This window comes from Rivularia sp. PCC 7116 (assembly GCF_000316665.1).
GTDB lineage: Bacteria > Cyanobacteriota > Cyanobacteriia > Cyanobacteriales > Nostocaceae > Rivularia.
In genome coordinates, this window is record NC_019678.1 from 4,966,095 (window position 1) to 4,992,970 (window position 26,876).

A 26,876-nucleotide genomic window follows, 5' to 3' on the forward strand; every position below is an offset into this window, starting at 1 on the left:
AAACTTTTGCTGTCAAAATTGACTAGGGGTATGCTAATATTTTTCCGGAATCATCGAACTATAGTCAATGCATCGTATTAGAAATTCACAACCAGCTACCCACTAATACATAAGGTGCCCAATACATGGGACGATTGTATGCAGAATCATTCAGCAGTTTTACTTGAGCAAGACGTAAAGCTTCTGCGGTACTCTTACCACTCACTAACTGAGTGTAAAATTCATCAATAAAATAAGCGGTGGAATCGTCACCAATCTGCCATAGAGAAGCCAAAGTACTCCGGGCACCCGCACTTAGAGCAATTCCAGCTAATCCCAGTGCCGCACGATTATCTCCTGTTGCTGTTTCACAAGCACTCAAAACAAGTAGTTCAATCGGCTCTGCTCGTTGTTGCCTTCTACTTTTGATTAATCGATCTAGTTCGGCAACTTTAATACGTTTATCTGATGCTAATAAAAATGTTTTGTTGGGATTTGAGCTAAATTGTCCGTGAGTTGCGAGGTGAACAACTTGGAAGGGTTGAGCATTAATCTTTTCTTTTAAAATATTACTTCTGAATCTCTCATTGTATAATTTTACTGTTGATACACCGGATTTCTCAATTGACGTTAATTCTTGATTAACATTAGGAAGTGGAGCAAAGTTTTCACCTGCGGGTATTTTTGATAATCCCCCTACAAGAGCATTTAGTTTCTGCCCTGCTAAAGATTTTGGGGTAAATAGCTGTAATCCCGGACTAATCGCGATCGCATATTTTTTAACCAAATAGTCTTTACCATCGTACAGTGCAGCCATTGGAATATTTCGCAGCAAACCATCGGGGATAAATACCAAAGTTCCAACTGCACTATTTTTCAGTTCAATTTCAACTGGTTTAATCAACAATTCATAAAGCCGTTTAGAAGCTGTTTGAAATTTCTGCATCCCGTCGGGTTGAACTATATTTCCTTGTATTTGCTCCACTAATTGTTCTAAGTCTTGCTTATTAATTTCAGAAGTTTTATGTATTAATTCTTGTTTGGGAAGCTTAAGGATAATTTCTAGCTGGTTTTCGAGGATAATTGGATAAAATATCGCTGTATCGGGATTGTCATCTACTACTCGATCGAGTACGACAAATTCGTTATTTAAGCAAGCTTCTCGAAAAAAATTATCTAGTTCCGCTAATTGCAAAGCTTCTATTCGCTGGCGTGCTTTGTCTAAATTGGGTTTTACTTCACCCTTTTGTTGCAGAAGCAATTCTAGCGATTGTCGATAAATGGGTTCTACACTATCGCGAAAATTAAACTGTACTTCTCTATTTACCGCAGCTAAGTCACTGCGAAGTGAATCAAGGGTTGCGACTGCACTATCGTAGGCAGATATAGCTGCCCGAGTATTACCATCAGCTTTAAGCAATCGTCCTAACTGCCATTCCCAAAGATACGCTATATCTGAGGCATCATTTTTTTGAGCGAGAAATAATGCTTTTTGGGTTAAGTCTTTTGCTTCTGAGAACTGCTTATTTTGCTCGTAAAGTTCTCCTAGGGTACCTAAAGCATAAGATTGGGCACGTTCGTCACCTATAGTTTTCGCTTGTTGAAAGCTTGTTGCTAAAATCTCAGCTATAGTATTTTGTTTGTTAACAATTTTTGTTTTAGTTAAAGTGCGAGCAAAATTTATTCGTGCGTAAATACTAGTTTGATTGACACTTAAGTTTTCTAATTGGGGTTGAATTATGGGTATTAATTTTTCTGCTTCTGTTGTTTGTTCGTTTTCAACAAGCAAGCTAAGTTGATTGATTTGGGCTTGAACTTTTGTCAGCGAGTTAGATGCAGCTTGAGCAGCATTTTTATAACGAATAATAGCGTTTTTTATATCACCCAACGACCTAAAAGTGTTACCTAAACTAAGTTCTGTTAAAGCAATTTCTTGGGAAAGTTTGAGACTTTGGGCAATTTCTAAGCTTTGTTTTAAAACTTTATCCGATTCTTCTAAATTACCCAACTGTTGATGTGTATTTCCGAGACTACGCAAGGCTGTAACTTTTACCAGGGAGTCGGGTTGAGATTTAATCGCTTTTGATATTTCCTTTAATATGCTTAGGCTGCGACGATAAAAGCCAGAAGCTCGTAAAGCTTGAGCTTGATTGATACGACTGCGGATAATTCCTGTTTTATTATCTAATTGCTGCCATATTTTTTCTGCGTTTTGGGATATTTCTAAAGATTCATCAGTTTTTCCTTGCTTGAGCTTTAACACAGCCCAAATATCAAGAGTTTGGGCAATAATTTCCCCTGATTCCTGATTCGGAGCATCGATATTTAACTTTCGATCTAACTCTTTATCGCTATGCCAACCAAGTAATTTTAAACTACTATTAATTGCAATATCGGCTTCTTTCCAAGCACCAAGTTGCTGATAAACCAGAGAAATATTAGTTAAGGCTGCGGCTTGACCTAGGTTATTATTTTCTTGTTGATAGATACTGGCTGCTTGTTGCAGAATCGCGATCGCCTGTTGTAAATTTCCGGCAAGATACTGTGCTTCTCCTTGTTCGAGAAGTTGCTCTGGATTAGTGGTTGCGGATTTGATGGTTTGAGTGCGATTTAGAAAAGGTGAATTTTCTGGTTGTTTCGCGAATGTGCTAGGGGTAATAGTTAACAGTAAAGAAAGAGTAAATAAAATTACTTTCTTGGCAGTAGATTTTGTTAATAGCTGGAGAAGTTGAAACTTTGGCATTTCATACCTCAATTGGATACAGAACAAGCAGCAGTTTGACTAAGGCTTTTGAAATTATTTTGATTCGCTTGAGCGACAAACTCTATATTCCCATGTTTGTCAACTATCCATCCAGTAGCTTCTATAATTCGATTTCTTTTCTTAACTTTATTGTTATGTGCAACCGTTGTTGATGGCTTGCTTATTGTAGAAGCAGAATTTCTTGGTTGTGGTTTTAATTTTACCCATGCAGATAAAGTATTAGTGTCTTGCAATGGCTCCGTCGGACTCATGGGTAAACCACCCCTTCCTGTTGACACAAAAGTATTTAATTCACGATTTCGGGGAGTGCAAACTTTAGATATTTGGTTGGAAGCATCAACCAGATTAACCGGGAGTTCGACTAAGCCGCGACTGGGGTCTAATTGCGTGTTAACTTCTACATTGCCACTCAATTCACTATTTTTACCTGCGGCAGTAATATCACTTAGAGGAGAGAGTAGGTCGCGAAACTTGATACCAACTACGCCTTCAGTGTTAATTCTGACGTTACCACCCCGAGAGTCAATAGAGTTAGCTGTAATATCACTATTCTCAAACCCAGCAAGTACGCCTGTATTAATATCAATATTGCCGCCAATGATATTTTGCCCAGTTGCATTGGTACGAATCTTGCTTTCATTACGCAGTATTAAATCTGTGGAGCGTAAATTTATATTACCTTCTTTTCCGACTGTATTGGAATTAAGATATCCACGATTTAAACGAATAGAGTTGGCATTAATCGCAATATTACCTGCTGCACCATTACCTTCACTTGTACTAGATAATCTGGCACCGTTTTCAACCGAAAGTTTCTCGGTTATGATGTTAATTTCTTTGCCATCTCCTACAGCTTGTTTTTCTACCGTACTATATATTCCACTGTCAAACCCTTCCAAAAAGCTTTGTTTGCCTGCGTTAATATTGATATTGCCAGCTGAACCTTCTCCTTCGGTAAGAGCGAATAATCCAGCACTCCCGGTAACAAATAAAGAATCGGTTTCAATATTTATATTGCCTGCATTACCTACTGCATTATTCTCAACACTGGCAAAAATTCCGCTGCTACCTCCATTTTGATTTGTGCCATTAAAAGAAACTCTATCGCGGGCATTTATACTGACATTACCAGCATTTCCCCTACCTTTTGTAAGAGCGAATAATCCAGCGCCCCCGGTAACAAATAAAGATTCTGCTTCGATAATTGTATTACCTGCATTACCTACTGCATTGTTCTCAACACTGGCAAAAATTCCGCTGCTACCTGCATTTTGATTTGTGCCATCAAAAGAAACTCTATCGCGGGCGTTGATACTGACATCACCAGCATCTCCTCTACCTTTTGTAAGAGCGAATAATCCAGCACCCCCGGTGACAGATAAAGAACCAGTTTCGATATCGATATCACCGCCGCTGCCGACTGCATTTTCATTTACAGTGGCAAAAATTCCGCTTACTTGTCCATTTTTAGCTGTGCCATCTAAAGAAATTGTGTCGCGAGCATTTATATATATGTTTCCAGCCGAAACTTGATTTTCGCTTTGGACATTAGCATTAATCTGCGAACCGTTAGTTAGCAATAATGAACCAGTATTAAGAGTAACGTCCCCTGCTTTTCCTTTTGCTTGCTCGGCTACTGAAGTGACAATATTACTGCCAGAATCAAAAACAATTTGCTCTCGTACATCAACATTTATATTCCCGGAATTTCCTTCTCCAGCAGTACTACTAAATAACTGCGAACCATCAAATAAATTTAATGAACCAGCATTAAGATTAATATCCCCTGCTTCACCTATTCCATTTTTATCTACTGAATTTACAATACTACTAAATCCATCGAGACTAACTGTATCGCGAGCATTAATTGTGATATTACCTGTGTTTCCCTTTCCATTAGTAGAAGCATTTAATTGGGAACCATTAGTCATAGAAAAGGAACCAGTTGTAAGAGTGACATCCCCTGCTTTTCCTGCACCTGTTGTATCTACGCTGCTAATAATGCCAGTAGTACTTCCGGCACTACCAGCAGAATCAAAAACAATTTGCTCTCGTACATCAACATTTATATTCCCGGAATTTCCTTCTCCAGCAGTGCTACTAAATAACTGCGAACCATCAAATAAATTTAATGAACCAGCATTAAGATTAATATCCCCTGCTTCACCTATTCCATTTTTATCTACTGAATTTAAAATAATACTAGATCCATCGAGAATAACTGTATCGCGAGCATTAATTGTGATATTACCTGTGTTTCCCTTTCCATTAGTAGAAACATTTAATTGGGAACCATTAGTTATAGAAAACGAACCAGTATTAAGAGTAATGTCCCCTGCTTTTCCTTTTGCTTGCTCGGCTACTGAAGTTACAATATTACTGCCAGAATCAAAAACGATATTATTTTGTGCGCTAACATTTATATTCCCGGAATTTCCTTCTCCAGCAGTGCTACTAAATAACTGCGAACCATCACGTAAATTTAACGAACCAGCATTAAGATTAATATCCCCTGCTTCACCTATTCCATTTTTATCTACTGAATTTACAATACTACTAGATCCATCGAGAATAACTGCATCGCGAGCATTAATTATGATATTACCTGTGTTTCCCTTTCCATTAGTAAAAGCATTTAATTGGGAACCATTAGTTATAGAAAACGAACCAGTTGTAAGAGTGACATCTCCTGCTTTTCCTTTTGCTTGCTCGGCTACTGAACTTACAATATTACTGCCAGAATCAAAAACAATTTGCTCTCGTACATCAACATTTATATTTCCGGAATTTCCTTCTCCAGCAGTGCTACTAAATAACTGCGAACCATCACGTAAATTTAACGAACCAGCTTCAAGATTAATATTCCCTGCTTCACCTATTCCATTAGGGAAGATATAACTAGCAATTACGCTTCCTCCGCTAAGGGTAATATCGCCTGTAGCACTAACATTAATATCGCCAGCAATTGCGCCAACTCCTCCCAAACCCTCTGCAAAACCTACCCGAAGTACTCCCACTTCTGAAATATCTACATCCCTCGCATTTACCCAAATGCTACCCCCTCCATCAGAAAGTACTTTCGCTCCAGCAATCAACAAGTTCCCCCGTTGTATACCAACAGGATAGTTTAAACTCAAATTATTATCTGACGTGTTAAATGTTACTTCTCCCGTTCCAGTTAATCCCCCCAATTCAATTCGACCACTTTCAGCAATCAGTTGTCCTCCTTCTAAATTAATATTGCCACCTACAAATGCTAAGGTTTTTCCAGAACTTACTTCTAAGTTAGATTTTCCTAAGTTAATATCTCCACCGTTACCATATTGCAAACCGATAGGTACATTAATAGTTAACAAAGGTAATTCTTGAGGATTTATTGCACTGAAGGTACTACCGTCACTAAACTTCATACTATCGGCAGATGTGGCAAGAAAAGAACCACCGATATCCAATCCTGCATTCTCTCCAAATATAATTCCATTGGGATTAATCAAAAACAGGTTTGCACTACCGTTAGCTTTAAGCAAACCATCAATATTAGAAATGGAATTACCTGTTACCCGGTTGATGATATTTACGATATTTGGAGAATTATCAAAGAATGCTGTATTGCCTGAGAGTACTGAAAACTCTTGAAAACTATGCAATAAGTTATTTCCAGCTTGGGTTCCACCAGAAATAGTTGTGATGTTGTTTTGTATATTTGTCTTTGACGGGTTCGGAAGAGTGCTATCGGGAACAATATCATCAGCTAAAACAACTTTTGCTTCGGTAGCGAACACTCCGCATACAATAAATATTCCCAATATATACTTCCAATAGCAATTTTGTATTGATGGCATATTTTTAAATAGAAAAAATTAGCTAAAAATCAAATCCGAGCTATTATTGAGCAATAATTTTAGAGACACATCCTGATGTTCAAAGATTATTAAATCAAGGATATTTCAGCAATCAAATCGTTTTGATAATAAAGCTGTAAGAAGGAACTATCGGAAGATTTCAATGATGTTGAATAATCTTCTATATTTCCAGCCCACTGAATTTTGTCACCTTCAAATGCTCGAAAATCTTGAATTTGAGCGTATCCATTTCCTAGATAATACACTCCGTCAGTATCATTCCCCAATACAAAAGTATCGCTACCGGCTCCACCTGTGAATGTGTCAATTTGATCGGCTTGAAAAGATTTGTACCAACCATCAATTAAATCGTTACCATCACCACCCAAAAGTTTGTCGCTACCGGCTCCACCATAAAGCGAATCGTTACCGTCAAGACCAGTTAAAGTATCATTTTCTTCAAGACCATAAATCTTATCATTACCATTACCACCTTCAATAGAATTTTGGTTTAATGTACCGAATAGTAAGTAGTTTTGGGCATCTCCATAGCTAGGTAATTCAAAATCTGAGATTTGAGTATTGTAATTGCCAAAATCATTGATGTATTTAAAAATCGAGGTATTAATTTCATCGTAGAGATAAGTTTTGTAGTATTCGACATCAAATTGCGTTGTATCTGTAAAGTCAACTAAATCTTTTCCATTTAACTTTGAGATAACTTCTCCTACACCAAAACCTCCGCGAAGATGCGCTCCCGCAATAATCCCGGATAAAGAAAGATTTACTTGTGTTAATTCGAGGTTTTCATTTAATACTGGTTGACCGTTTTCATCTCGTTCAAAATCTGTAAGGTCATTGTTTAATTTATAAAACTTAATGGTTTTAGTATCTTTGTTGTTAGCTAAAAACGTCGTATCGAGAGTGGGAATACTGTTTTTCCTCAATTCAGAATTTACATATCCGTAATTAGTAAAAAAAGATTCACGAATACCTGTTTCCTGTACGGCTGGACTATTCTTCCATGATTCTAAGCTTGTAATTCCGTTTTTCCCGGTAAATTCGCCATCCCAGATATTATCAGATAAATTACTATCATTTTGATAGTAGTCTAAATCTTGCATTAATCTCTGTGTAAACTGGTATTTACCAGTTGCACCTGTAACATTATTGACGCTACTGTATTGTTCTGAATCTCCTGATGGTTTTCCTGATTCAAAAGCACCTAACGCTTCTAGAAATTCCTCGAAATTGCCTTTAGACATCTTTGATATTCCTACTATTGCTACACAAAAGTTGCTTTTAGGATATGCGATACAAAGTCAGCCAACAGTCAACAGTTTTAGGTTAACTGTTAAATTTGTGTCCCTTTTATAATATAGGTACGAGCAACATCAACTTATTCACTTTAGAACGAATCGCGATCGCAACGATGGACTAAGTATGGTAATAGTAATATATAAAACAAAATATATTACTCAGATACAGAACAAGCAGCGGTTTGACTAAGGCTTTTGAAATTACTTTGATTCGCTTGAGCGACAAACTCTATATTCCCATTTTTGTCAACTATCCATCCAGTAGCTTCTATAATTTGATTTCTTTTTGTAATTTCATTTTTACGAGAATTATTATCTAAATTTGAAATTTTTCTCAAAGCTGCTGTTTGCGATTGTGGTTTTAATTTCACCCATGCAGATAAAGTATTAGTGTCTTGCAATGGTTCGGTGGGACTCATGGGTAAACCACCCCTTCCCATAACCACAAATCTATTCTCAAATTGCCGACTTCTAGGAGTGCAAGCATTAGATATTTGCTGGGAAGCATCAACTACATCAAGTGGGAGTTCGATTAAGCCACTAGTAGGGTCTAATTCTGGTGTGTTTATATTTACAGTACCCCTCACGCCAAATTTGGAACTGGCGGTGATGTCGCTTTGTGATGTCGGTCGTTTTTGAAATTCAATCCCGAATATTCCCTGAGCTTTTATGTTAACTTCACCACCATTACCCATAAAGGCGTTGGCGCTGATATCGCTATTTTCTTTGGGAACAGCGACGATTAAGGGGGCATTAATCTTGATGTTGCCACCATCACCACCAAATTGCTCATTTCCGGCAGTAGTAGAGATTTGACTGCCATTGCGTAATAATAATAAGTCTTGCAGATTTAGATTGATATTACCGCCAGTGTTGCTGCGGGTTTCGGCAGAGATTTTTCCACCATTATCAAGAGTTAGAGAGCCTCCGTAAATTTCGATATCGCCGCCAACTTTTTCTCCTTGGTTATCCACAGAAATTTTACCACCGTCCCTGACAATGAATTTGTCAGAATTAAGTTTTACGCTGCCGCCGTTACCCGTACTACCTGTTGTGGCTTCTCCACTAATTTTACTGGTGAATATATTGTTTGTTGTTAAAGCATTTACTTTTCCGTAGACTTCGATATAATCCTTAGCATTGATTTGCAATCTACCTGCATTGCCATTACCTTCTGTAAATACTGTTACGGTACCTCCATCTCTGACACGCAATCTGTCAGTTTCTATGGCGATCGCTCCACCAAAATCGCCTTCGGGTAGAGCCGTGCTTTCATCTCCATCGAATTGAAAGCCAGCAAATATACCACCTTGAAAGAAGTCCGCTTCACCTGGAGTATCATAGATATCGATATCGGAAGCGCGAATTGATAACTTGCCAGCATCACCTTTACCAAAGACAGCGACTTGGATTTTGCCACCATTACCAACACTTAAGCTTGGGGTTTCGACACTTAGGTTCCCACCGTTACCTTCACCTTCGCTATTGACTTGAGAAAATAAGCCAGCAGGGTTGTTAATCGGTGTTGTTGGGTCTTTTTTGTTCGTTGAAAATATTTTTCCGCTGATTTCTACAGATTCGGAAGCGTTAACGCTAAGATTACCTGCATTTCCTAAACCAGAGGTTGAAGCTGAGACTTGGGCATTTGTGATTACTAGTTTTTTTGTGTCGATTCTTAAATCTCCCCCTTTCCTGTCGCTTCTACTAGCTCTTCCTGATACATTAGCGCTCAAAGAAGGGTGTGTATTAGTTTCTCCTGTACCTATAACTTTTACCGATTCAGTGGCTTTGATCGACAAGTCACCAGCATTTCCTTCTCCAGAGGTACTGGTGGAAAGTCGGGCACGATTGACAATTTCTAGGGAGTTTGCCGCAATGGATACGTCTCCGGCATTACCGTTTGCCTCTTTGTTTACTTGGCTAAACGCCCCAGTAAAAACTCCTTGTCCGTCAATTTTTACTAAATCATTTGCATTAATATTGACGCTACCTGCATTACCTTTTCCATTAGTACTGGCAGATACTTGGGCACCATTTAGTACCTCAAGGGAGCCAGTTTTGGCACTTACTGTTACATTCCCCGCATTTCCTTCTCCAGAAGTACTAGTAGAAATTTGAGCGCCATCTCGTAACTTAAACGAACCCGCATCAATGGTAATATCACCTCCATTACCATTAGTTCCTGTTTTTACACGGCTAAAAATTCCACTGGGTAAGGTGTTGTTTTTCATGCCGACAATATCAACAGCACCTGTTACTTTTATATCTACATTTCCTGCATTCCCCCTACCTGCTGGTTGAGTTTTAGAGGCTTCGCGAGTAATGGTTAATAGTTGAGCGGCATTTTCTAGTTTTAAGGAAGCAGCATCAATATCAATATTGCCACCCTTACCTACACCCCCTGCTCCCACTGTGCTCAAGATATAGCTATCTTTAAGAGAAATGGCATCTTTTGCAAGTACTATAATGTTCCCTGCATTCCCTTTTCCAAAAGTACTGGCAGATACTTGGGCACCATTTAATACCTCAAGGGAGCCAGTTTTGGCACTTACTGTTATATTCCCCGCATTTCCTTCTCCAGAAGTACTAGTAGAAATTTGAGCGCCATCTCGTAACTTAAACGAACCCGCATCAATGGTAATATCACCTCCATTACCATTAGTTCCTGTTTTTACACGGCTAAAAATTCCACTGGGTAAGGTGTTGTTTTTTATGCCGACAATATCAACAGCACCTGTTACTTTTATATCTACATTTCCTGCATTCCCCCTACCTGCTGGTTGAGTTTTAGAGGCTTCGCGAGTAATGGTTAATAGTTGAGCGGCATTTTCTAGTTTTAAGGAAGTAGCATTAATATTAATATTGCCAGCCTTACCTACACCCCCTGCTCCCACCGTGCTGAATATGTCGCCACCTGTAAGAGAAATGATATCTTTTGCACGTACTATAATGTTCCCTGCATTCCCTTTTCCAAAAGTACTGGCAGATATTTTGGCACCGTCACTCATAGTTAAAGATCGAGTTTTGATATCGATATTACCACTGTTACCAATTACACCACGATTAACTCGGTTATTAATTTTAACTCCTTTATCGCCTGTAATATCTCCTGTAGCATTCAGCATGATATCTCCAGCCTGACTTCCCACAGCACCAGTAGTATTCGATGCTAATTTCCCACAAGCATCATCTCCACCAATTCCAGCACAAATATCAGTACCAAGGTTAAGCTTGATGTTGCGAGCATGGATACTAATATCCCCTCCTCCTCCACCAGTAACATCCACTTCACCACGATTTAGTAATGTATCTGCTCGCTCTACTCCCAAGGGAAAACTGAAACTGCCATCATGACTTATTTCTACCGTTCCCGCAGACGCTAATCCTCCTAATTCAATTCTTCCTCCTGGTGCCCTGAGTCTTTCGCCATTTAGTTCAACTTCACCGCCGATAAGCGCCAAGGTTTTTCCTGGCTTAACCTCAAGAAGAGTAGGTGATTTGTCTGTGAGACTAGTCTGTAGATTATTCCCAACCTTAATATTTCCCGGACTCTTTCCAAATTGCAAACCTAAAGGTACATTAATCTTTAATAACGGTGGTGCTTGCGGATTTACCGCACTAAATTCACTACTGTCGGGAAATTTCATACTTTCGGCAGTTGTGCCAATAAAAGAACCACCAATATCCAACCTTGCATTTTCACCAAATAAAATCCCATTGGGATTCATTAAAAACAAGTTGGCGCTACCGTTTGCTTTGATTAAACCATCAATATTAGAAATTGATTTACCAGTGACTCTTGTAAAAATATTTTGAATATCTGCACCATTCTTAAAAACTGCTTCCCAACCAGTAGGAACCGAAAACTCCTTGAAACTATGGAATAGATTATTTCCTGCTTTCTTTCCTCCATCGATGTTGAAAGTTTGATTAACTTTATCCACTTTGAAATCCACAGGGAGAGTCGTATCCGGTGTAATTTGAGCAACCGAACTATTTGCATCTAAGGCGATCGCGCTAACCATTACAATAGCTAAACCTTTGATGCGGTAGAAACCCATAGATGCTTGAGACATTGAAAATCTTCTATATAAAAAAGTTCATCTTCAGTTAATAATATAGTGGCGGACAACATCAACTTATGCTTCTTATTACTTATTAAGTTAAGGAGGCGATGTAATGGTAAAGTCGAGCTTGTGAGGTAAGTAATTTCACATAATTCTTATCTGCCTCTAATCATTCTTTCACGCTAGACTCATTACTAAAACTTACACTTGTGTTTAGGTTAACTATTAAAAAAGCAACATTATTATGAAGAGAAGATATTTTTTAGAAGCTGGGGGAGTAATACTAGGTGCTTCATGGCTATCGCAATATTTTATAGATAAGTCAAAAGTTATAGCAACTGCTTCGAGTGAGTTCGAGATTACTAAAACAGAAGAAGAATGGCGCGAAATTTTGGCACCTCCCGAGTTTTACGTACTGCGGCAGCATGGAACCGAACGCCCTCGCAGCAGTTCTCTTGACAAGCAATATGCGGAGGGTACTTATGTATGCGCTGGGTGTAATTTACCACTGTTTAAATCGAATACTAAATTCAACAGCGGTACGGGATGGCCAAGTTTTTATGCTGCCATTCCAGGAGCAATTGATACATCGGCGGATAACTCGTTTTTAATGAGACGTACTGAAGTTCATTGTCGTCGCTGCGGCGGACATTTAGGTCATGTATTCAACGATGGGCCAAAGCCTACTGGCAAACGTTATTGTATGAATGGGGTGGCGTTGAAATTTGTTGAAGCTTGAATGAATCTGACTTCTTGCACTGTTCTCATGAAGCCCAAATACCCACCGATGATACAATTTCAAGGCTGATATACAAAGTAAGTTAAAAAGCACTAAAATAACCTCAAAAGCTTACCTAATCTGGTTTATCAAACTTTGTATTTAAGCCTGGGAATTTATTCCAAGGCGGTTGTTGAAAATGGTACAAGATGTGAAATTAATTAATCTAAGAAAACCGATAAAATCCCAACATTTAATCTATATTTGAGTTTGACTATCGCTGCAAACTATCTTTAGGAAAATTCAAAATTGGATTTGTTTCTTCAAGTTGTTCAATTATTTTAGTGTTATCTATATTGTTCTTAAGAATACCTTCACTCTTATAGCGTTCTGGATTAAGTAAAATTCTTGTTTCTCTTTGTATATTGCGTCTTCCTTCTTCAAAGAACATCTCAGATGCTCTTGGTGAATACAAACCATTTAATACAGATTGATTGGGTAATGGTACAGTACTTTCTCCTAAAGCTGTATCCATTGCACCAATAAGTACTGATGCGAATGTTGCATATATACACAATAAAGAAGCAAAGTGCAGAGTATTAAGTTTCATTTTGCCCCTACCTAAAAATGGCTTACTACTTATCTCTATTATAGATAAATTATAGATAAACCATCAAAGAGGAGTATCCTCTTTTAGAGTATGTTATCGCGGAGCGTTAAGACGTTACATTTACGGAGTACCCTAAGATTTCTTCTTTTAATTACAAGATTTTATTACAGAAAACTACCAAACTTCAGCCATATCTAAAATAAATTCGGGTAATAAATCTTCACCCGATAAAGAAGAGCGATTCCTATTTTGCTTTGACGATTCCAAAGCCATAATTGTCCAGTAATATTCGTATTTTTTGCTCCTGCTTCACCTCCATTCAGAGGTATAACCACTAATTCTCCTTCTTCAGTTCGTTCCAATCTTAAGTCGCGGTTCGCTATCGCTAATTCTTTAAATTGTTCGTGAGAAACTTTGAAGGCTTCGGGGATAGTTACGGTAGGGTTAAGCATGGATTGAGACTGGAATTATCAGTTATTTATATGATGTCACAGGTTAAAGGTAATTGTTAACTGTTCACTGTTCACTGTTCACTGTTAACTGTTCACTATTCTAAGCAATCAACAACCTCGCTCTATCAGCTTGCTCCTGTACGGTTTCTTTCAACCATTCGCTAATTGATTTACCTAACTTAATAGCAATTGTGGGGTCTTTTGTTAATGTTTCGTGGATTTTATTTTGTAATTCTGGTTTTTTCTGACGTGCTAAATCGTTGATTCTACTATCAGAAACAAATTTACGTACCCAGCCGGGAATATCCGTTTCTTTAACTAATGATTCGCCAGCAAAATAAACAACAATTCCAATAATTGGAGCGATGATTCCGGCGAAAATTATTACGTGAAATAAACCGGCGAGAACAACACCAACTATAATCGCAACCAGGTGTCCAACAAATACGGAAAGTCCGCTTAAATCGTCAAATGAAATTGATGTAGGAACCTTTCCGGTATGGTCTCCCAGGTCAATTGTTTTACTACCAAATGTACCTAAAGGTAAACCATATTTACTACAAATAGAATCAGTCTTTTCTCTGACTTCATCTTGCACGTTTCCCAACCAAGCTAATAAGCATTTGGTCACTTTACTATTACCATCGCTTCCAGTTAACCAAGTTTTAGCTTTATTTTCAATTTCTAATTCTAAAGCTTTGAGAGTAACAATTTCTCGATTTCGCCAAGATTTAACGCAAGGTTTAACTACTTCTTCTACCAAGCCATTAGCTAATTCTTCTGATAATTTATCTAAAAATGCGGGAACATGATTTCCGACAATACCCGTTAATTCGTTATCTAGAAATTTACTAATTTCATCCATAAAGCCGGATGTTCTAATATACACTCTTCCCCAACGAGCTAATCCTCTAGCGATGCATAATTCGGGTTCGCCGTCGCGTTTGCAAGGTAAATTAGGAAAGGTTTCTTGACTCATTTCCATCACAAAACCCATTTTGGAAGCGCTGCCGGTAAGTAAAATGGCGCTGGGTATAATAGATTGTTCGTCTAATTTGCGTTTGACTACTTTTAATTGGCTGCTGAAGTCATCCCGCCAGCTTTTGTTATCTAATTGCTGTAAGGGTTGATTGAGAATAGCGTTAATTATTTTCCCATTGACTAAAGGTGAAAATTTAAACTTGCGCTGGATATCTTCGCTGCCAACATTAACAAAATCATCTTGATAGGTATCTTGATAGTTAAAATATTCTTCCTTGGCTTTACGACAGCGAAGTTCGCAACGATTTCTATAAATAGGACTTTGCTGAAGAATTGTTTCTAATTTATCAATTTCTTCTAATGTCCAAATTTCTTCTTCGTTGAGATATTTTCCTAATTTAATAATATCTTCGCGTTTCTCTCGATATTGCCGATGTAATTCTAAAGTTTTTTTCAAAATTTCTTTTTCAATTAAAGATGCACCCAAATCGTGTCCAAAATCTATGGGAGTATCTGCCATACCCTTAACTAAGGTATAATCAGTTGTGGAAGAACCGATATCAATTACTAAAACAGATTTTTCTAATTCCTGAATTGTAAAAATACCGCTTTCTTTGGCGTGCATCAAAGCAGCACGGGATTCTTTGACGACTGTGGCATTCGGTACGGTTTCGGAAAGTATTTGTTTATAACTTTGAATTTCTTCTATCCACCATCCCGAGGGGCAACCGACGAAAAAGTAATTTGTATCTTCGGTTTGAATTTGATTTGTATCGATTAAATGCTGATAAATAGCGTTAACAAATTGTTCTATAGTCTTTTGATAGGAAAAATCTTGAAATTTTCTAGTTTTAAAAGCAATTTCTAAAATAGATGCATCCGATAGCTGACAAGCCATTTCACCGATGATTATTCCCCGTTGGGGATGATGCGCGATCGCAGTAATTTGGCTTTTACGATTATTGATTAATAAGCTTTGAGGTGAGTTTTCTTGGTTATCCGCACGTACCCAAGTTAAAGCAGTTTCGCCATGCCCTAAATCAAACCCGATTATTCTAGTATTATGGTAATCTTGCATTTGTTTTGATTCTCTCCTCAATCTTGTTTCTATTAATTAGATATAGATGCAGCGGGTTCGATTACGCTTCCAGGTAACAGCACTTTTTCATCTTTGACAAATGCATGTTTTAAAGTGACGTAATCGGTAATATTGGGGTCGATACTTGGTTCAAAATAGAACATGTCCCAAGCTTTATTTGCTTCTAAAGAAGGTTGATATACTTTGGCTTCTATTCCGTAATTTCTTAAAACAGTTATTGCTTGTTCGATGCGTCTGCGTACTGCAATTGGTAATTGAGTTTCTTCATCAAGGGCATCTGCCATTAATTCTTGAAGATATTCTAATAAATCTAAATTGTTTTCTAAATCGGGTTGATTCGATTTTTCTTCTTTCACACCGTAAGTTAAAACTGTTTGGTCTATTGATTGGAAATTCTGGTATAAATAATTAAGTAGTTTATCAATATCTACAGCAATTTTAGATTGATTTTGAATAACTTCATCGGCAGAATTTGAGCTAATATCGGGTAATTGCTTTTGTTTTACAACTTTACTAAAAACGCCTCCGGAAACTAAACCGATTGCTGCTCCCACCAAACCCCAAGTAATTCCTCCTTCTAAAGTTCCCGCTAAACCCGCAGCAAGTAAACTACTAACAATAACGCGACTTTTTTGAATCGGCTTTAATAATATTTGTTGATAATAATTAGGTGATGTCCAGTTTTGAATATTTCTTTGAGTTTGAATAGCTGAATTAAGAGGCGATAAAATATTTTTATTCAACTCTGCACTAACTTCGGAAATATCAAAAGACTTTTCTGGAACATCTATATTTAAGTCTTGTAATTCAACCGAAGTTAATATCTGAAGATTTTCTTTTATGTTTTCCAACATATTTCGAGCCAAACGTGCTTGTGGAGGAGTCAATTCTTTGATATATTCACCATTAAGGTCGGCAAGTTGGTTGACTTCACCTCTAACTATCTCCACTACTTCCTCAACCGTATTTACAGCTTCTAAACGAGACTTGAGTTTTTCCTTGATTTTCTGATAATGAGATGCAAGGCTTTTCATAATTAGATATGCATAACTTTTAAAACTGGATTATAAAGCAACTAAGCTCAACCAGCATTGAATTTACCACTTTCTTAATTTATTCCCCAACAAGCGCGTTTTACATCATCCTATAGTATATTTAGTACTAACTATTCCCTACCCTATAAGGCAGATTAATTATTCGCGTTGAATTAAATACCTATACTTTTACTCGCTATATCAGTATAAGTAAAGTTTTATTAAATACAGTTTACGGGATATTTAAAATAAATATTATTATTCGCGTAAATAATTTTTATAATTCAGAGTCAGGTAAAGGAGCAAAGAGTTTTTAGATAAAATCTAAACAATTGCGTAAGTGCTTTGCATTTAAGACTCATATTTCATACACAAAAAGTTAAAATCTTCAATCAAACTAGCTAACAAACCAATGTTATCTACCTGCAAAGCAACCCAAGCATTAGCATTATCTTTAGCGATGAATCTTTCATCAAAAAGAGTTTTTCCTAAAGTATAATTTCCTAGAGTTTCGATATCTACTTTTGCGCGACGAAACATTAGGGTTTCGGGATAGAAAAGATAAGCAACAGCAGCACCATCATGAACTAAAAAACCTTTGCTTCCTTTAGTTTGACGATAGCGTAAATTAGCCGCTGTCATGAAATTACATAAGTCAGATATAAATTTAGTTAACTTATTATGATAACTACTTAAAATATCCTCAGCCATTGTTGGAGTAAAAAGCAATTGTTCGGTAATATCTAAAGGTAAAACTACTGTATTGTTGCAGCTATCAAAGACTTTTTCTGCGGCTTCCGGATTATAGTAAATATTAAATTCTGCATGAGGAGTAACATTTCCCGGTACTTTGAAAGCACCTCCCATGATGACAATTTCTTTAGCTTTTTTCAAAATACCGGGACTTTTGCTTTCAGCGGCTGCTAAATTAGTTAAAGGTGCAACAGCGAGGATGGTAATTTCTCCTGGATGGGCGTTAAGTTTATCTACAATTAATTCATCGGCATAAATCGCATTCTCAAAATCATGTTTTGCTGCGGGTAAATTATGAGAAATATTACCCATGCCATCCATACCGTGGATATAAGCAGCATCAGCTTTAGATTTTTTTAAAGTGACTCCTCTTGCTAATTCTACTTGTTCAAAACCGCCTAAACTCAAAACTTTACTAGCATTATTAAAAGTCAATTTAGAATTGATATTTCCTTCAGCAGTAGTAACTGCAATTAATTCAGCCTTACCTTGCTTTTGTAAACTTAGCAGCCACAATAAAGCGAATATATCATCACCGCCGGGATCTGTATCGAAAATTATTTTAGTCATATGTTCGTAGTTGCGCTTACAGCGCTAAATCATATATGAATTAGATTGTAGATTGTAAACTGTGTTCTCCCCAAGCACAACTGATAATTAATTATAATTAGCGACTTTAAGGCAATCAACGATTTGTGAGTGAATATTGCTGTTGTGGTTGACAAATTTTCGTAGTTATTTGATTAATATATTACCATTTAAGATAAAATACTCTTCGACAGGTATTAACTCAAGTGTGTCTGCATAGTCAAGTTTTGAGAGTTGATTAATTCATCAAAGTATAATTTTTTTATTATAAATTATGACTAGTTTAGAACTTACAAAACTAATGGCACCACTCGCTAGTGTTGTTGCAAAGCCATTATCGGATAAAATTCAAAGCAAGCTTAATCCTAGCGAGCTAGAAAAGGCATTGAATGTTGCCATAAAATCAAGCAGTCAACTTGGAGAAGATTTATTTAGTCGTTGCGAACCAGATTCAGTTCCTGGGTTCTTGAACAAATTTTTTAAAGATGTTGTTATTGATGAGTTTCAAAAGCCTTTTAATGACTTGGGTACTCCCCAGATAGATTATTTAGTTGCAGCTTTTAGACGTTTGGCTCGGGAAGATTCCAAGATAAAGAACTTTCACGAAAGCTTAATTACAAGCTGGATGGAGAATTTTGTCAACAGTTTTCTATCGGAAACCAATATATATTTAAAAATTAGACTTGCAAAAGATAAGTATTTAGATAAATTGGCTACTCGGTTGAGCAAACATCATTTTGTAGGAATGAAAATTACTCCTAACGAAGATAATACTTCCGAAAGGTTAGAAAATATTTTTGTAATGCCAGATGTGGCTGAGGAAGTCTCTAAGAGTAAATTAAGTGAAAAACAAGAATTAGATTCCTATTTGTCATCAGATATTAGTAGAGAGCAAGCAAAATTATTCAAAGCACAGCAAGAAAGAGCATTATTGTTAGAAGAACTATCAGAAAAACGCAATCTGTTTCCAGCACAAAACTTACTAGACAAAAGTAAATCTAAAGGAAAAAAGATAGTTTTACTGGGTGCCCCCGGTTCTGGAAAAACTACTTTGATGAATTATTTAGCTTTAAAAATAGCTCAGAGAAAACTAGAAGATTTAGGATTTAGCCAATATGATATTAATTCAAATTCAATTCCTATATTTATTCGGATTCGAGAATTAGCACAACAAGATAAACTTGATATTTTAGAATATGTTGAAGAATTCGCCGCAAAAAATTTACAAATAACTGATTTACCCAACGGCTGCTTTAAGCATTGGTTAGAACAAGGAGAAGTTCTAATATTATTAGACGGTTTAGATGAAGTTGCTCAAGAAAATCAACAAGTTAAGATTGTCCAACATATAGAAAGCTTTCTTCAAGAATTTTCTCGCAATCAAGTAATTATTACTTCCCGCCCCGCCGGTTACGAACGCGGTTATTTTCGGGTAGATGGCTTTCCTCACTATGAAATTCAAGCTTTTGATGACCGAAAAATTAAATTTTTTATCCGGCAATGGTATGAAAGTCACTGCTCAGATAAAGTAGAAGCTTCGCCTCAGATAAAGAATCTAGAAACAGCAATAGAAAAGCAAGACAGAATTAAATTACTTGCAAAAAATCCGCTGCTACTAACAATTATTGTTTTAATTAATCGCGTAGGTGCAGAATTCCCAAAAGAGCGCTATAAACTTTATGAAAGTGCTGTTGAAACTTTATTAACTGCCTGGGATGCTGGTAAAGAATTGAATTATAGTTTACCGCTAGAATATCTTAAACCTCGTGATTTTCAACCTCTAATGCGGCAAATTGCTTACTGGATTCACAGCAAAGGTAGTACCAAGGATAGGGAAGGGGGAACTTTAATTAATAAAGATGATTTAATTCAACAGCTTAGTCAATGTATCATTAGACGTTACAAACGTAAAAATATTGAATTATATGAAGCAAAAGAAGAAGCAAAATCTTTTCTAGAGTATATTCAAGAACGTTCTGGTCTTTTGGATATACAAGGTAGAAATTGTTATGCATTTGTTCACAAGACTTTTCAAGAGTATTTAGCGGCGGAAGATATCGATTATCGTCATCAAAATGATGATAGTTTTCAAGTTGTTTTAGACAACATTCGCAACCATCTTCATGACCCCCACTGGCGGGAAGTTTTACTTTTATTAGTAGCAAAGCAGAAATCAAACAAAGCTGCAACAGCCATTAGTTTAATTTTGGATCGTAACAGTGATTATGAAAAATGGTTGCATCGCGATCTTTTCTTTGCTGCTGATTGTCTTGCAGAAGATCCTATGGAATTACAACTTTCCGATGATGACCCTTCACAGGAAATTTTAGAAAAATTGGTAGAGTTAGAAATTAGCGATTCCCCAGAAGTAATTTATCAAATTCACCAACGAGTTTTTCAAATTATTTGCAGTCTTAATGAAACGGAATTCGCTGGTGATGTTTTACGACTTTTGAAAAAGCATGAAGAAAGAATAGATAAAGTCAGATTTCAACAATATAGTGCTGCACTCGGAGAAGAACAAGAAGCGATTGAACAATTACTAGCATTTCTTAAAGACACCGATTATTTTGTGAGTTTCAGGGCTACTGATGCCCTGGTTAATTTAGGAAATGCATCCGATCAAGTTGTTGAACAATTACTACCACTGCTTAAAGACACCAATGATTTTGCGCGTAGAAGTGCTGCTGATGCCCTGGGTAAATTAGGAAATGCATCCGATCAAGTTGTTGAACAATTACTACCACTGCTTAAAGACACCAATGATTTTGCGCGTAGAAGTGCTGCTGATGCCCTGGGTAAATTAGGAAATGCATCCGATCAAGTTGTTGAACAATTACTACCACTGCTTAAAGACACCAATGATTTTGCGCGTAGAAGTGCTGCTGATGCCCTGGGTAAATTAGGAAATGCATCCGATCAAGTTGTTGAACAATTACTACCACTGCTTAAAGACACCGAATCCGATGTGCGTAGAAGTGCTGCTTATCTGCTGAGTAAATTAGGAAATGCATCCGATAAAGTTGTTGAAAAATTACTAATACTGCTTAAAGACACCGAATCCGATGTGCGTAGAAGTGCTGCTGATGCACTGAGTAAATTAGGGAATGCATCCGATCAAGTTGTTGAAAAATTACTAATACTGCTTAAAGACACCGAATCAGATGTGCGTAGAAGTGCTGCTGATGCCCTGGGTGAATTAGGAAATACATCGGATAATGTTGTTGAACAATTACTACCACTGCTTAAAGATACCGAATCAGATGTGTGTGCAAGCGCTGCTTATGCCCTGGGTGAATTAGGAAATACATCGGATAATGTTGTTGAACAATTACTACCACTACTTAAAGATACTAATGGAGTTGTGTTTGAAAAAGCTATATCAGCATTGGGTAAATTAGGAAATGCATCCGATAAAGTTGTTGAACAATTACTACTACTGCTTAAAGACACCGAATCAAATGTGCGTAGAGGCGCTGCTATAGCACTAAGTAATTCAGGAAATGCATCGGATAAAGTGATTGAACAATTACTGCCATTACTTAAAGACCCCGAATTAGATATGCGTAGAAGCGCTGTGTATGCACTGGGTAAATTAGGAAATGCATCGGATAAGGTTATTGAACAATTATTACCATTACTTAAAGACAAGAATGAAAATATTCGTGAAAGTGCGATATCAGCACTTGATGTATTAGAAAATGCATCTGATAAAGTGATTGAACAATTACTATTACTGCTTAAAGACTTCGATTATTTTGTACATGAAAGTGCTATATCAGCGCTGTGTAAATTAGGAAATACATCTGATAAAGTGATTGAACAATTACTGCTATTGCTTAAGGACAATGAATGGTATATACGTAGAAGCGCTATGTCAGCGCTGGGTAATTCAGGAAATGCATCGGATGATCTTATTAAACAATTACTACCATTACTTAAAGACCCCAGCAGGAAAGTACGTATCAGTGCTAAATTTGCACTGTATCAATTAGGAGATGCATCGGAGAATGTTATTGTCGCTCTAGAGAAATGGCTTGAGGAAGAACAAGATTCAAAATTTAAAACGTATGGAATTAGTGCTTTGTGGGATTTAGTAGTAGGAGCATCATATAATTAACTTCATTCCCTTACCTGCTTCTATAAGACAAGTATTTTACCTTTTAACAACTTTGAGTTTTTATATAAATCAAATGGCGCGTTACGACTCTTCCAAATAGTTGTTTATATCAAGTGTTTTCGATGTCGTAACACACCCTACAAAATCAATTACCAACTACCAACTACCAATTACCAATTACCAATACCCAATTAATTATTCCTCCGATACTCTTCAATCAACTCCGGTATATAATCATATCCATCCACACCGATAAAAGAAATAATTTTAGGACGATTTTTTCCCAAGGATTGTTTAAAACCTTCTTCTCCCAGTTGATTTTGCAAGATTGATAATAACTTTGCTGGCTTGTGCCATTCTTTTGAAGCTATTTGATTGAGTATATACATTCCTAATGAGGCTGTATAAGTTGCTCTTTCAAAATTGGCTAAACTATAATTGGCTTCTGCTAAATTAGCTAAATTTAAACCTTGTAAATACAAATCACCGGAAGTTTGCGCTGTCTTAAAACCTTCTTCTAAATGTTTGATAGCTTCTGAAGCTTGCTCGGTAACTATATAAGCTACTCCCAAACTACTTAAACATAATCCCTTGCTTTGCAAATCACCCAGTTTTTCCGATAAATTCAAACCTTGTTTGAGATAATTTATCGCCATTTCATAGGATTCTGCTTCTGCTTCCGATTCTTGAGCCTGCATTACTTCGCTATAACCCAAATTCGCTAAAGCATTGGCTTCAGAAATTTTATCTCCTGCTTGTCTGCTGAATATTAATGCTCGTTGAGAATTATTGATAGCTTCAGTATAATTCTTCAACTCTACATAAGTACGACTCAAGTGATTTAAGTTGGCAATTTCACAGGCTCTATCTTCTGCATTGCGGGCAATTGCTAAAGCTTGTTGGTGAAATTTAACCGAACTTTCATATTGCCCTAATGCTCTTTGAGAATAACCCAAAATTGTTAAAATTCTCGCCTTTTCCTGAGTTCCTTCTACTCTTTGTAAAGGCTCATCTAAATAGGAAAGTGCATCTTTTAAATAATTACCTGAAAAAGAAGCGAAGATGCCTCCATATAAAGGGAAATACGGTCTTTGTGAAAAATTTCGCAGTATTTGTAACACTATCTGCCAAGCCGCACTACCATAAGAAGTATCGGCACCAAAACCGTTTCCTAACTGACTCCAAATAACCGAAAAAGTTAAAAAAGTTGAAATTGATAAATTAGAGCCTGCTTTGACATTATAAGCTTGTTGATCGAACCAATTAACTAATCCCCGCTGCAAATATTGCAAGCTCAAAGTTAATTCAACCCAATCGCTTAAACCAGTACTGCGGTGATTTTGAGCAAATTCTACGGGAGATTCCTGCTTAGCTAAAGTATTAAATAAACCTTTGCTAAATTCTCCATCAACTTGTTTTCCCCAAGTCGCCCAGGGACCATTTTCTCCCGGTATTCCACCAAATCCGATTGATGCCCGATTTTGTTCGTACATCCAGCTAATCAAATGCTGTTGCAATTTCCCCCAAGAACTAATTCCCCTAGTAATTCCTTGAGCAAATTCTGTTAAATAATCTAATTTAAAAGTCTCGGCGTTTTTCTGTAACGACTTTGCTAATTGCTGGAGTTGTTTTTGGTTTAAAGGATGTTTACGATTTGGATCGGTAACTCGCAAAAATATCGTCAGACGTTCGTTTTCTGGTGCTGTGGTAATTTCTCTGGCAGCAGATAAAATTGATTCTGTAGCTTTATTTTGTTCCTCTACTTGCTTCCATTGCGTTTGAATCGTTTTTAATGCCCTTAAACTACGGGTAGCCTTTGCCTTCTTAAATTCATCAGTTTGAGCATCCACTTGTTGCTGAGTAGATTCTAAATTTTCGCTTAAAACTAACTCAAATACTTCTCCAGTTCCGACAGTAACGCCTTTGAGCAGCATTTGATACACTTGTCCTTGAGAGCTAATTTTACCCTTTAAGGTAGCTTGGACAATTTCATTAATTAAGGCTAGATATTTATCCCGTAATGACAAAGATTCAGACACTTTAGTAACTATTATAATGAAGAAGGTTTATTATTCTAATTGTACTGGGGAGTTTGTTTAGACAATAAAGAAAAGATTATTAATTTTCTAGTTTTTAGATTTCTCGGCTTTGATTCTTTTAATCGTTTACCAGTATGGCTTTAGCTGATGTTCTCGATTTGGTACGTTTTTATATGTAATGAAGTGTTAAACTAAATATATTGTGTTATTCGCAACAATAGTAGAGTAATGCATCAAATTGTTAGCTGTTAATGCGTTACTACTTATACTAACACATTAATATTTTGCTCAATAATTTGTAAAACATCAGATATCCGGTTTTTATGAAAAATCGGATTTCTCATGATGATTTATTTGATATTTTCTACGATTTGGGAAAAATTGCAGCTACAAATATTTTATTCTCAAATCTGAAAGTTCAAAAAGTAATGACTTGGGAACCTCCACAACGGAGTTGCTCCCCATGTAAGCAAAGCTTTCTCGCAGAGTACAACTGTTCAAGAGAGAGAGCGCAGAGCAAAGAGCTTAAAAAAATAGGTAATCTGATAAGTGAGATAGGAATAGTCTATCCCATACATGATGGGGGAAGAGGGGGAAGAGGGAGTGAGGGAGTGAGGGAGGAAGAAAATAAAAAATCATCACCACATCACTTCGTAAGCTATTCCCAATGCCCCATGCCCAATGCCCAATTCCCTATTCCCAATTACCCATTACCAAATCCCAGAGTATCTAAATAGTTTTCAGTATATTGATTTTTGTAACGGTCAAATAATCAACCTTAGCGATTAACTTTAACTGTAATTACTCTGAAAAAATCCCGTATTTTCTAAGTTTAATTTTAATTTTGGTGGTCAATTATGCACCGTTATGGGTTATTAGTAAAAATATCAAAGAGTTGGGTAAACTCTAAATGGCTCGTATCCCAAAGTTAACATTTAATCGCGGTACTTTAATTTTGCATCCACCACCAAAAGGTAGGGCATGGATGGATTTTGCAACGTGGGATGATAGAGTGGAAAAATTCCGCATCAAAGCGATTGAATACCGTCGTTTGGTGGAAGCTTTGCAAGCTGAAAATACTGATTTTGTTGATGAGGCTAAGGAATTTTATCCTGTAGAAATGATTCCAGGTTTGGTAATGGAACCTTATGCCCATCAAAGCGAAGCTTTAAAGGCTTGGAAGTTGGCGAAAAGACAGGGGGTTGTAGTGCTTCCTACGGCAGCCGGGAAGACTTATCTGGCTCAGCTTGCTATGGAATCTACGCCTCGTACAACTTTGATTGTCGTACCAACTTTAGATTTAATGCATCAATGGTACGCTCATTTAGAAGCCGCTTTTCCCGACGTACAGGTAGGTTTGCTCGGTGGTGGCTCTAAGGATAGAACTCCTATACTAGTTGCTACTTATGATAGTGCGGCAATTCATGCAGAAACATTAGGAAATCAATACGCGCTGATAATTTTTGATGAGTGTCATCATTTACCAACCGATTTTAATAAAGTAATTGCCGAATTTGCGATCGCGCCTTATCGATTAGGGCTTTCTGCAACGCCGGAGCGTACCGACGGCAAGCACTCGGATTTAAATTATTTAATTGGTAGAGAAGTATATCGTAAAAGAGCCGAAGATTTGGCGGGGAAAGCTTTAGCCGAACATGAAATAGTTCAAATCAAAGTCAAATTATCGCAGCAAGAGCGGGAAAGGTACAGCGAATTGATGCAAACCCGCAATACTTTTTTGAAAGACTCGAAAATATCTTTGGGAAGTATCCAAGGTTGGCAAAGATTTGTGCAGATGAGCGCTAAGTCTCAATCTGGAAGACGTGCGATGTTAGCCCATCGTGAAGCAAAAGAGATTGCCTTGGGCACCGATGGAAAAATTAGAATATTGGCGGATTTATTAGCAAAGCATTATCCAGAAAGAGTTTTAATTTTTACCGCCGATAACACTACGGTTTACCGAATTTCTCAAGAGTTTTTGATTCCGGCAATTACCCATCAAACCCCGGTGAAAGAAAGACATGCAATACTTACCTTATTTAAAGAAGGCGAATATAAATCCTTAGTTGCTTCTCACGTATTGAATGAAGGTGTAGACGTACCGGCAGCGAGCATTGCCATTATCTTATCGGGAACAGGTTCGGCGCGGGAATATATTCAAAGGTTGGGAAGAGTTTTGCGGAAGGGTAATGTTAAGAACAAGCACGCTATTTTATACGAAGTAATTGCGGAAAACACCAGCGAAGAAAGGACATCAGAAAGACGCAGAGGAGTTGAGAAACCGCAGAGACGCAGAGAGCGCAGAGATGGTACCGATAATGTACGGGTTATGTATGGAAACGGTGGAGGAAACAGTTACAAAGCTGCCGAGAATAAGTCTGATAGTAAATATAAAACTCGGAAGTCCCCAAAGCAGATGAATATTTGGGATGATGAGGAGTAAGGGAGTGAGAGAGTGAGGGAGTGAGGGAGGGAGGGAGGAAGAAAATAAAAATGATCATCACATTACCC

The 26,876-nt window shown here is 37.2% G+C and carries 13 protein-coding genes; 3 read left to right on the plus strand and 10 right to left on the minus strand.

Annotated elements, in window-relative coordinates; translation table 11 throughout:
* Window positions 1-85: 85 nt before the first annotated feature.
* The 4 genes from RIV7116_RS19275 to RIV7116_RS34010 form a co-directional block, all read right to left on the minus strand.
* Complete coding sequence (locus tag RIV7116_RS19275; protein WP_015119985.1) at window positions 86-2,722, minus strand: CHAT domain-containing protein; 2,637 nt, start codon at window positions 2,720-2,722, stop codon at window positions 86-88.
* 8 nt (window positions 2,723-2,730) lie between these two features.
* Window positions 2,731-6,585: a filamentous hemagglutinin N-terminal domain-containing protein gene (locus RIV7116_RS34005; RefSeq protein WP_052330833.1), complete on the minus strand. Its 3,855-nt coding sequence runs from the start codon at window positions 6,583-6,585 to the stop codon at window positions 2,731-2,733.
* Window positions 6,586-6,674: 89 nt separating this feature from the next.
* Window positions 6,675-7,850, minus strand: coding sequence for a calcium-binding protein (locus RIV7116_RS19285; RefSeq protein WP_015119987.1), 1,176 nt, complete (start codon window positions 7,848-7,850; stop codon window positions 6,675-6,677).
* 209 nt (window positions 7,851-8,059) lie between these two features.
* Complete coding sequence (locus RIV7116_RS34010; RefSeq protein WP_015119988.1) at window positions 8,060-11,980, minus strand: filamentous hemagglutinin N-terminal domain-containing protein; 3,921 nt, start codon at window positions 11,978-11,980, stop codon at window positions 8,060-8,062.
* 235 nt (window positions 11,981-12,215) lie between these two features.
* Here RIV7116_RS34010 and msrB point away from each other — a divergent pair, with 235 nt between their 5' ends.
* Window positions 12,216-12,710 carry a peptide-methionine (R)-S-oxide reductase MsrB gene (gene msrB / locus RIV7116_RS19295; RefSeq protein WP_015119989.1) on the plus strand — a complete coding sequence of 165 codons (495 nt, stop codon included), beginning with the start codon at window positions 12,216-12,218 and terminating at the stop codon, window positions 12,708-12,710.
* A gap of 253 nt (window positions 12,711-12,963) precedes the next feature.
* Here msrB and RIV7116_RS19300 read toward each other — a convergent pair whose 3' ends face one another.
* The 5 genes from RIV7116_RS19300 to RIV7116_RS19320 form a co-directional block, all read right to left on the minus strand.
* The gene (locus RIV7116_RS19300) at window positions 12,964-13,299 is read right to left on the minus strand and encodes a hypothetical protein (protein WP_015119990.1); all 336 of its coding nucleotides are present in this window, start codon (window positions 13,297-13,299) and stop codon (window positions 12,964-12,966) included.
* Window positions 13,300-13,493: 194 nt separating this feature from the next.
* A complete protein-coding gene (locus tag RIV7116_RS19305) occupies window positions 13,494-13,751 on the minus strand; it encodes a Uma2 family endonuclease (protein WP_015119991.1) in 258 nt (85 codons plus the stop codon).
* A 100-nt stretch (window positions 13,752-13,851) separates the two neighbouring features.
* A complete protein-coding gene (locus RIV7116_RS19310) occupies window positions 13,852-15,810 on the minus strand; it encodes an Hsp70 family protein (protein WP_015119992.1) in 1,959 nt (652 codons plus the stop codon).
* 32 nt (window positions 15,811-15,842) lie between these two features.
* The gene (locus RIV7116_RS19315; RefSeq protein ID WP_015119993.1) at window positions 15,843-16,865 is read right to left on the minus strand and encodes a hypothetical protein; all 1,023 of its coding nucleotides are present in this window, start codon (window positions 16,863-16,865) and stop codon (window positions 15,843-15,845) included.
* Window positions 16,866-17,216: 351 nt separating this feature from the next.
* Entirely contained in the window at window positions 17,217-18,188 is a 972-nt protein-coding gene (locus tag RIV7116_RS19320) for a nucleoside hydrolase (RefSeq protein WP_015119994.1), read from the minus strand.
* A gap of 292 nt (window positions 18,189-18,480) precedes the next feature.
* Between RIV7116_RS19320 and RIV7116_RS19325 the strand changes: the two genes are divergently transcribed.
* Window positions 18,481-22,326 carry a HEAT repeat domain-containing protein gene (locus tag RIV7116_RS19325; RefSeq protein ID WP_015119995.1) on the plus strand — a complete coding sequence of 1,282 codons (3,846 nt, stop codon included), beginning with the start codon at window positions 18,481-18,483 and terminating at the stop codon, window positions 22,324-22,326.
* A 191-nt stretch (window positions 22,327-22,517) separates the two neighbouring features.
* Here RIV7116_RS19325 and RIV7116_RS19330 read toward each other — a convergent pair whose 3' ends face one another.
* The gene (locus RIV7116_RS19330) at window positions 22,518-24,365 is read right to left on the minus strand and encodes a tetratricopeptide repeat protein (RefSeq protein WP_015119996.1); all 1,848 of its coding nucleotides are present in this window, start codon (window positions 24,363-24,365) and stop codon (window positions 22,518-22,520) included.
* Window positions 24,366-25,275: 910 nt separating this feature from the next.
* On the opposite strand from RIV7116_RS19330, the gene RIV7116_RS19340 reads away from it, so the two are divergent.
* Complete coding sequence (locus RIV7116_RS19340; protein ID WP_015119998.1) at window positions 25,276-26,808, plus strand: DEAD/DEAH box helicase; 1,533 nt, start codon at window positions 25,276-25,278, stop codon at window positions 26,806-26,808.
* Window positions 26,809-26,876: the final 68 nt, after the last annotated feature.

Coding starts and splice junctions, on each gene's coding strand:
- RIV7116_RS19320 (WP_015119994.1), bottom strand. CDS start 18,188: ATGACTAAAATAATTTTCGATACAGATCCCGGCGGTGATGATATATTC.
- RIV7116_RS19325 (WP_015119995.1), top strand. CDS start 18,481: ATGACTAGTTTAGAACTTACAAAACTAATGGCACCACTCGCTAGTGTT.
- RIV7116_RS19275 (WP_015119985.1), bottom strand. CDS start 2,722: ATGCCAAAGTTTCAACTTCTCCAGCTATTAACAAAATCTACTGCCAAG.
- RIV7116_RS19340 (WP_015119998.1), top strand. CDS start 25,276: ATGGCTCGTATCCCAAAGTTAACATTTAATCGCGGTACTTTAATTTTG.
- RIV7116_RS19285 (WP_015119987.1), bottom strand. CDS start 7,850: ATGTCTAAAGGCAATTTCGAGGAATTTCTAGAAGCGTTAGGTGCTTTT.
- RIV7116_RS19300 (WP_015119990.1), bottom strand. CDS start 13,299: ATGAAACTTAATACTCTGCACTTTGCTTCTTTATTGTGTATATATGCA.
- msrB (WP_015119989.1), top strand. CDS start 12,216: ATGAAGAGAAGATATTTTTTAGAAGCTGGGGGAGTAATACTAGGTGCT.
- RIV7116_RS19310 (WP_015119992.1), bottom strand. CDS start 15,810: ATGCAAGATTACCATAATACTAGAATAATCGGGTTTGATTTAGGGCAT.
- RIV7116_RS34010 (WP_015119988.1), bottom strand. CDS start 11,980: ATGTCTCAAGCATCTATGGGTTTCTACCGCATCAAAGGTTTAGCTATT.
- RIV7116_RS19315 (WP_015119993.1), bottom strand. CDS start 16,865: ATGAAAAGCCTTGCATCTCATTATCAGAAAATCAAGGAAAAACTCAAG.
- RIV7116_RS19305 (WP_015119991.1), bottom strand. CDS start 13,751: ATGCTTAACCCTACCGTAACTATCCCCGAAGCCTTCAAAGTTTCTCAC.
- RIV7116_RS34005 (WP_052330833.1), bottom strand. CDS start 6,585: ATGCCATCAATACAAAATTGCTATTGGAAGTATATATTGGGAATATTT.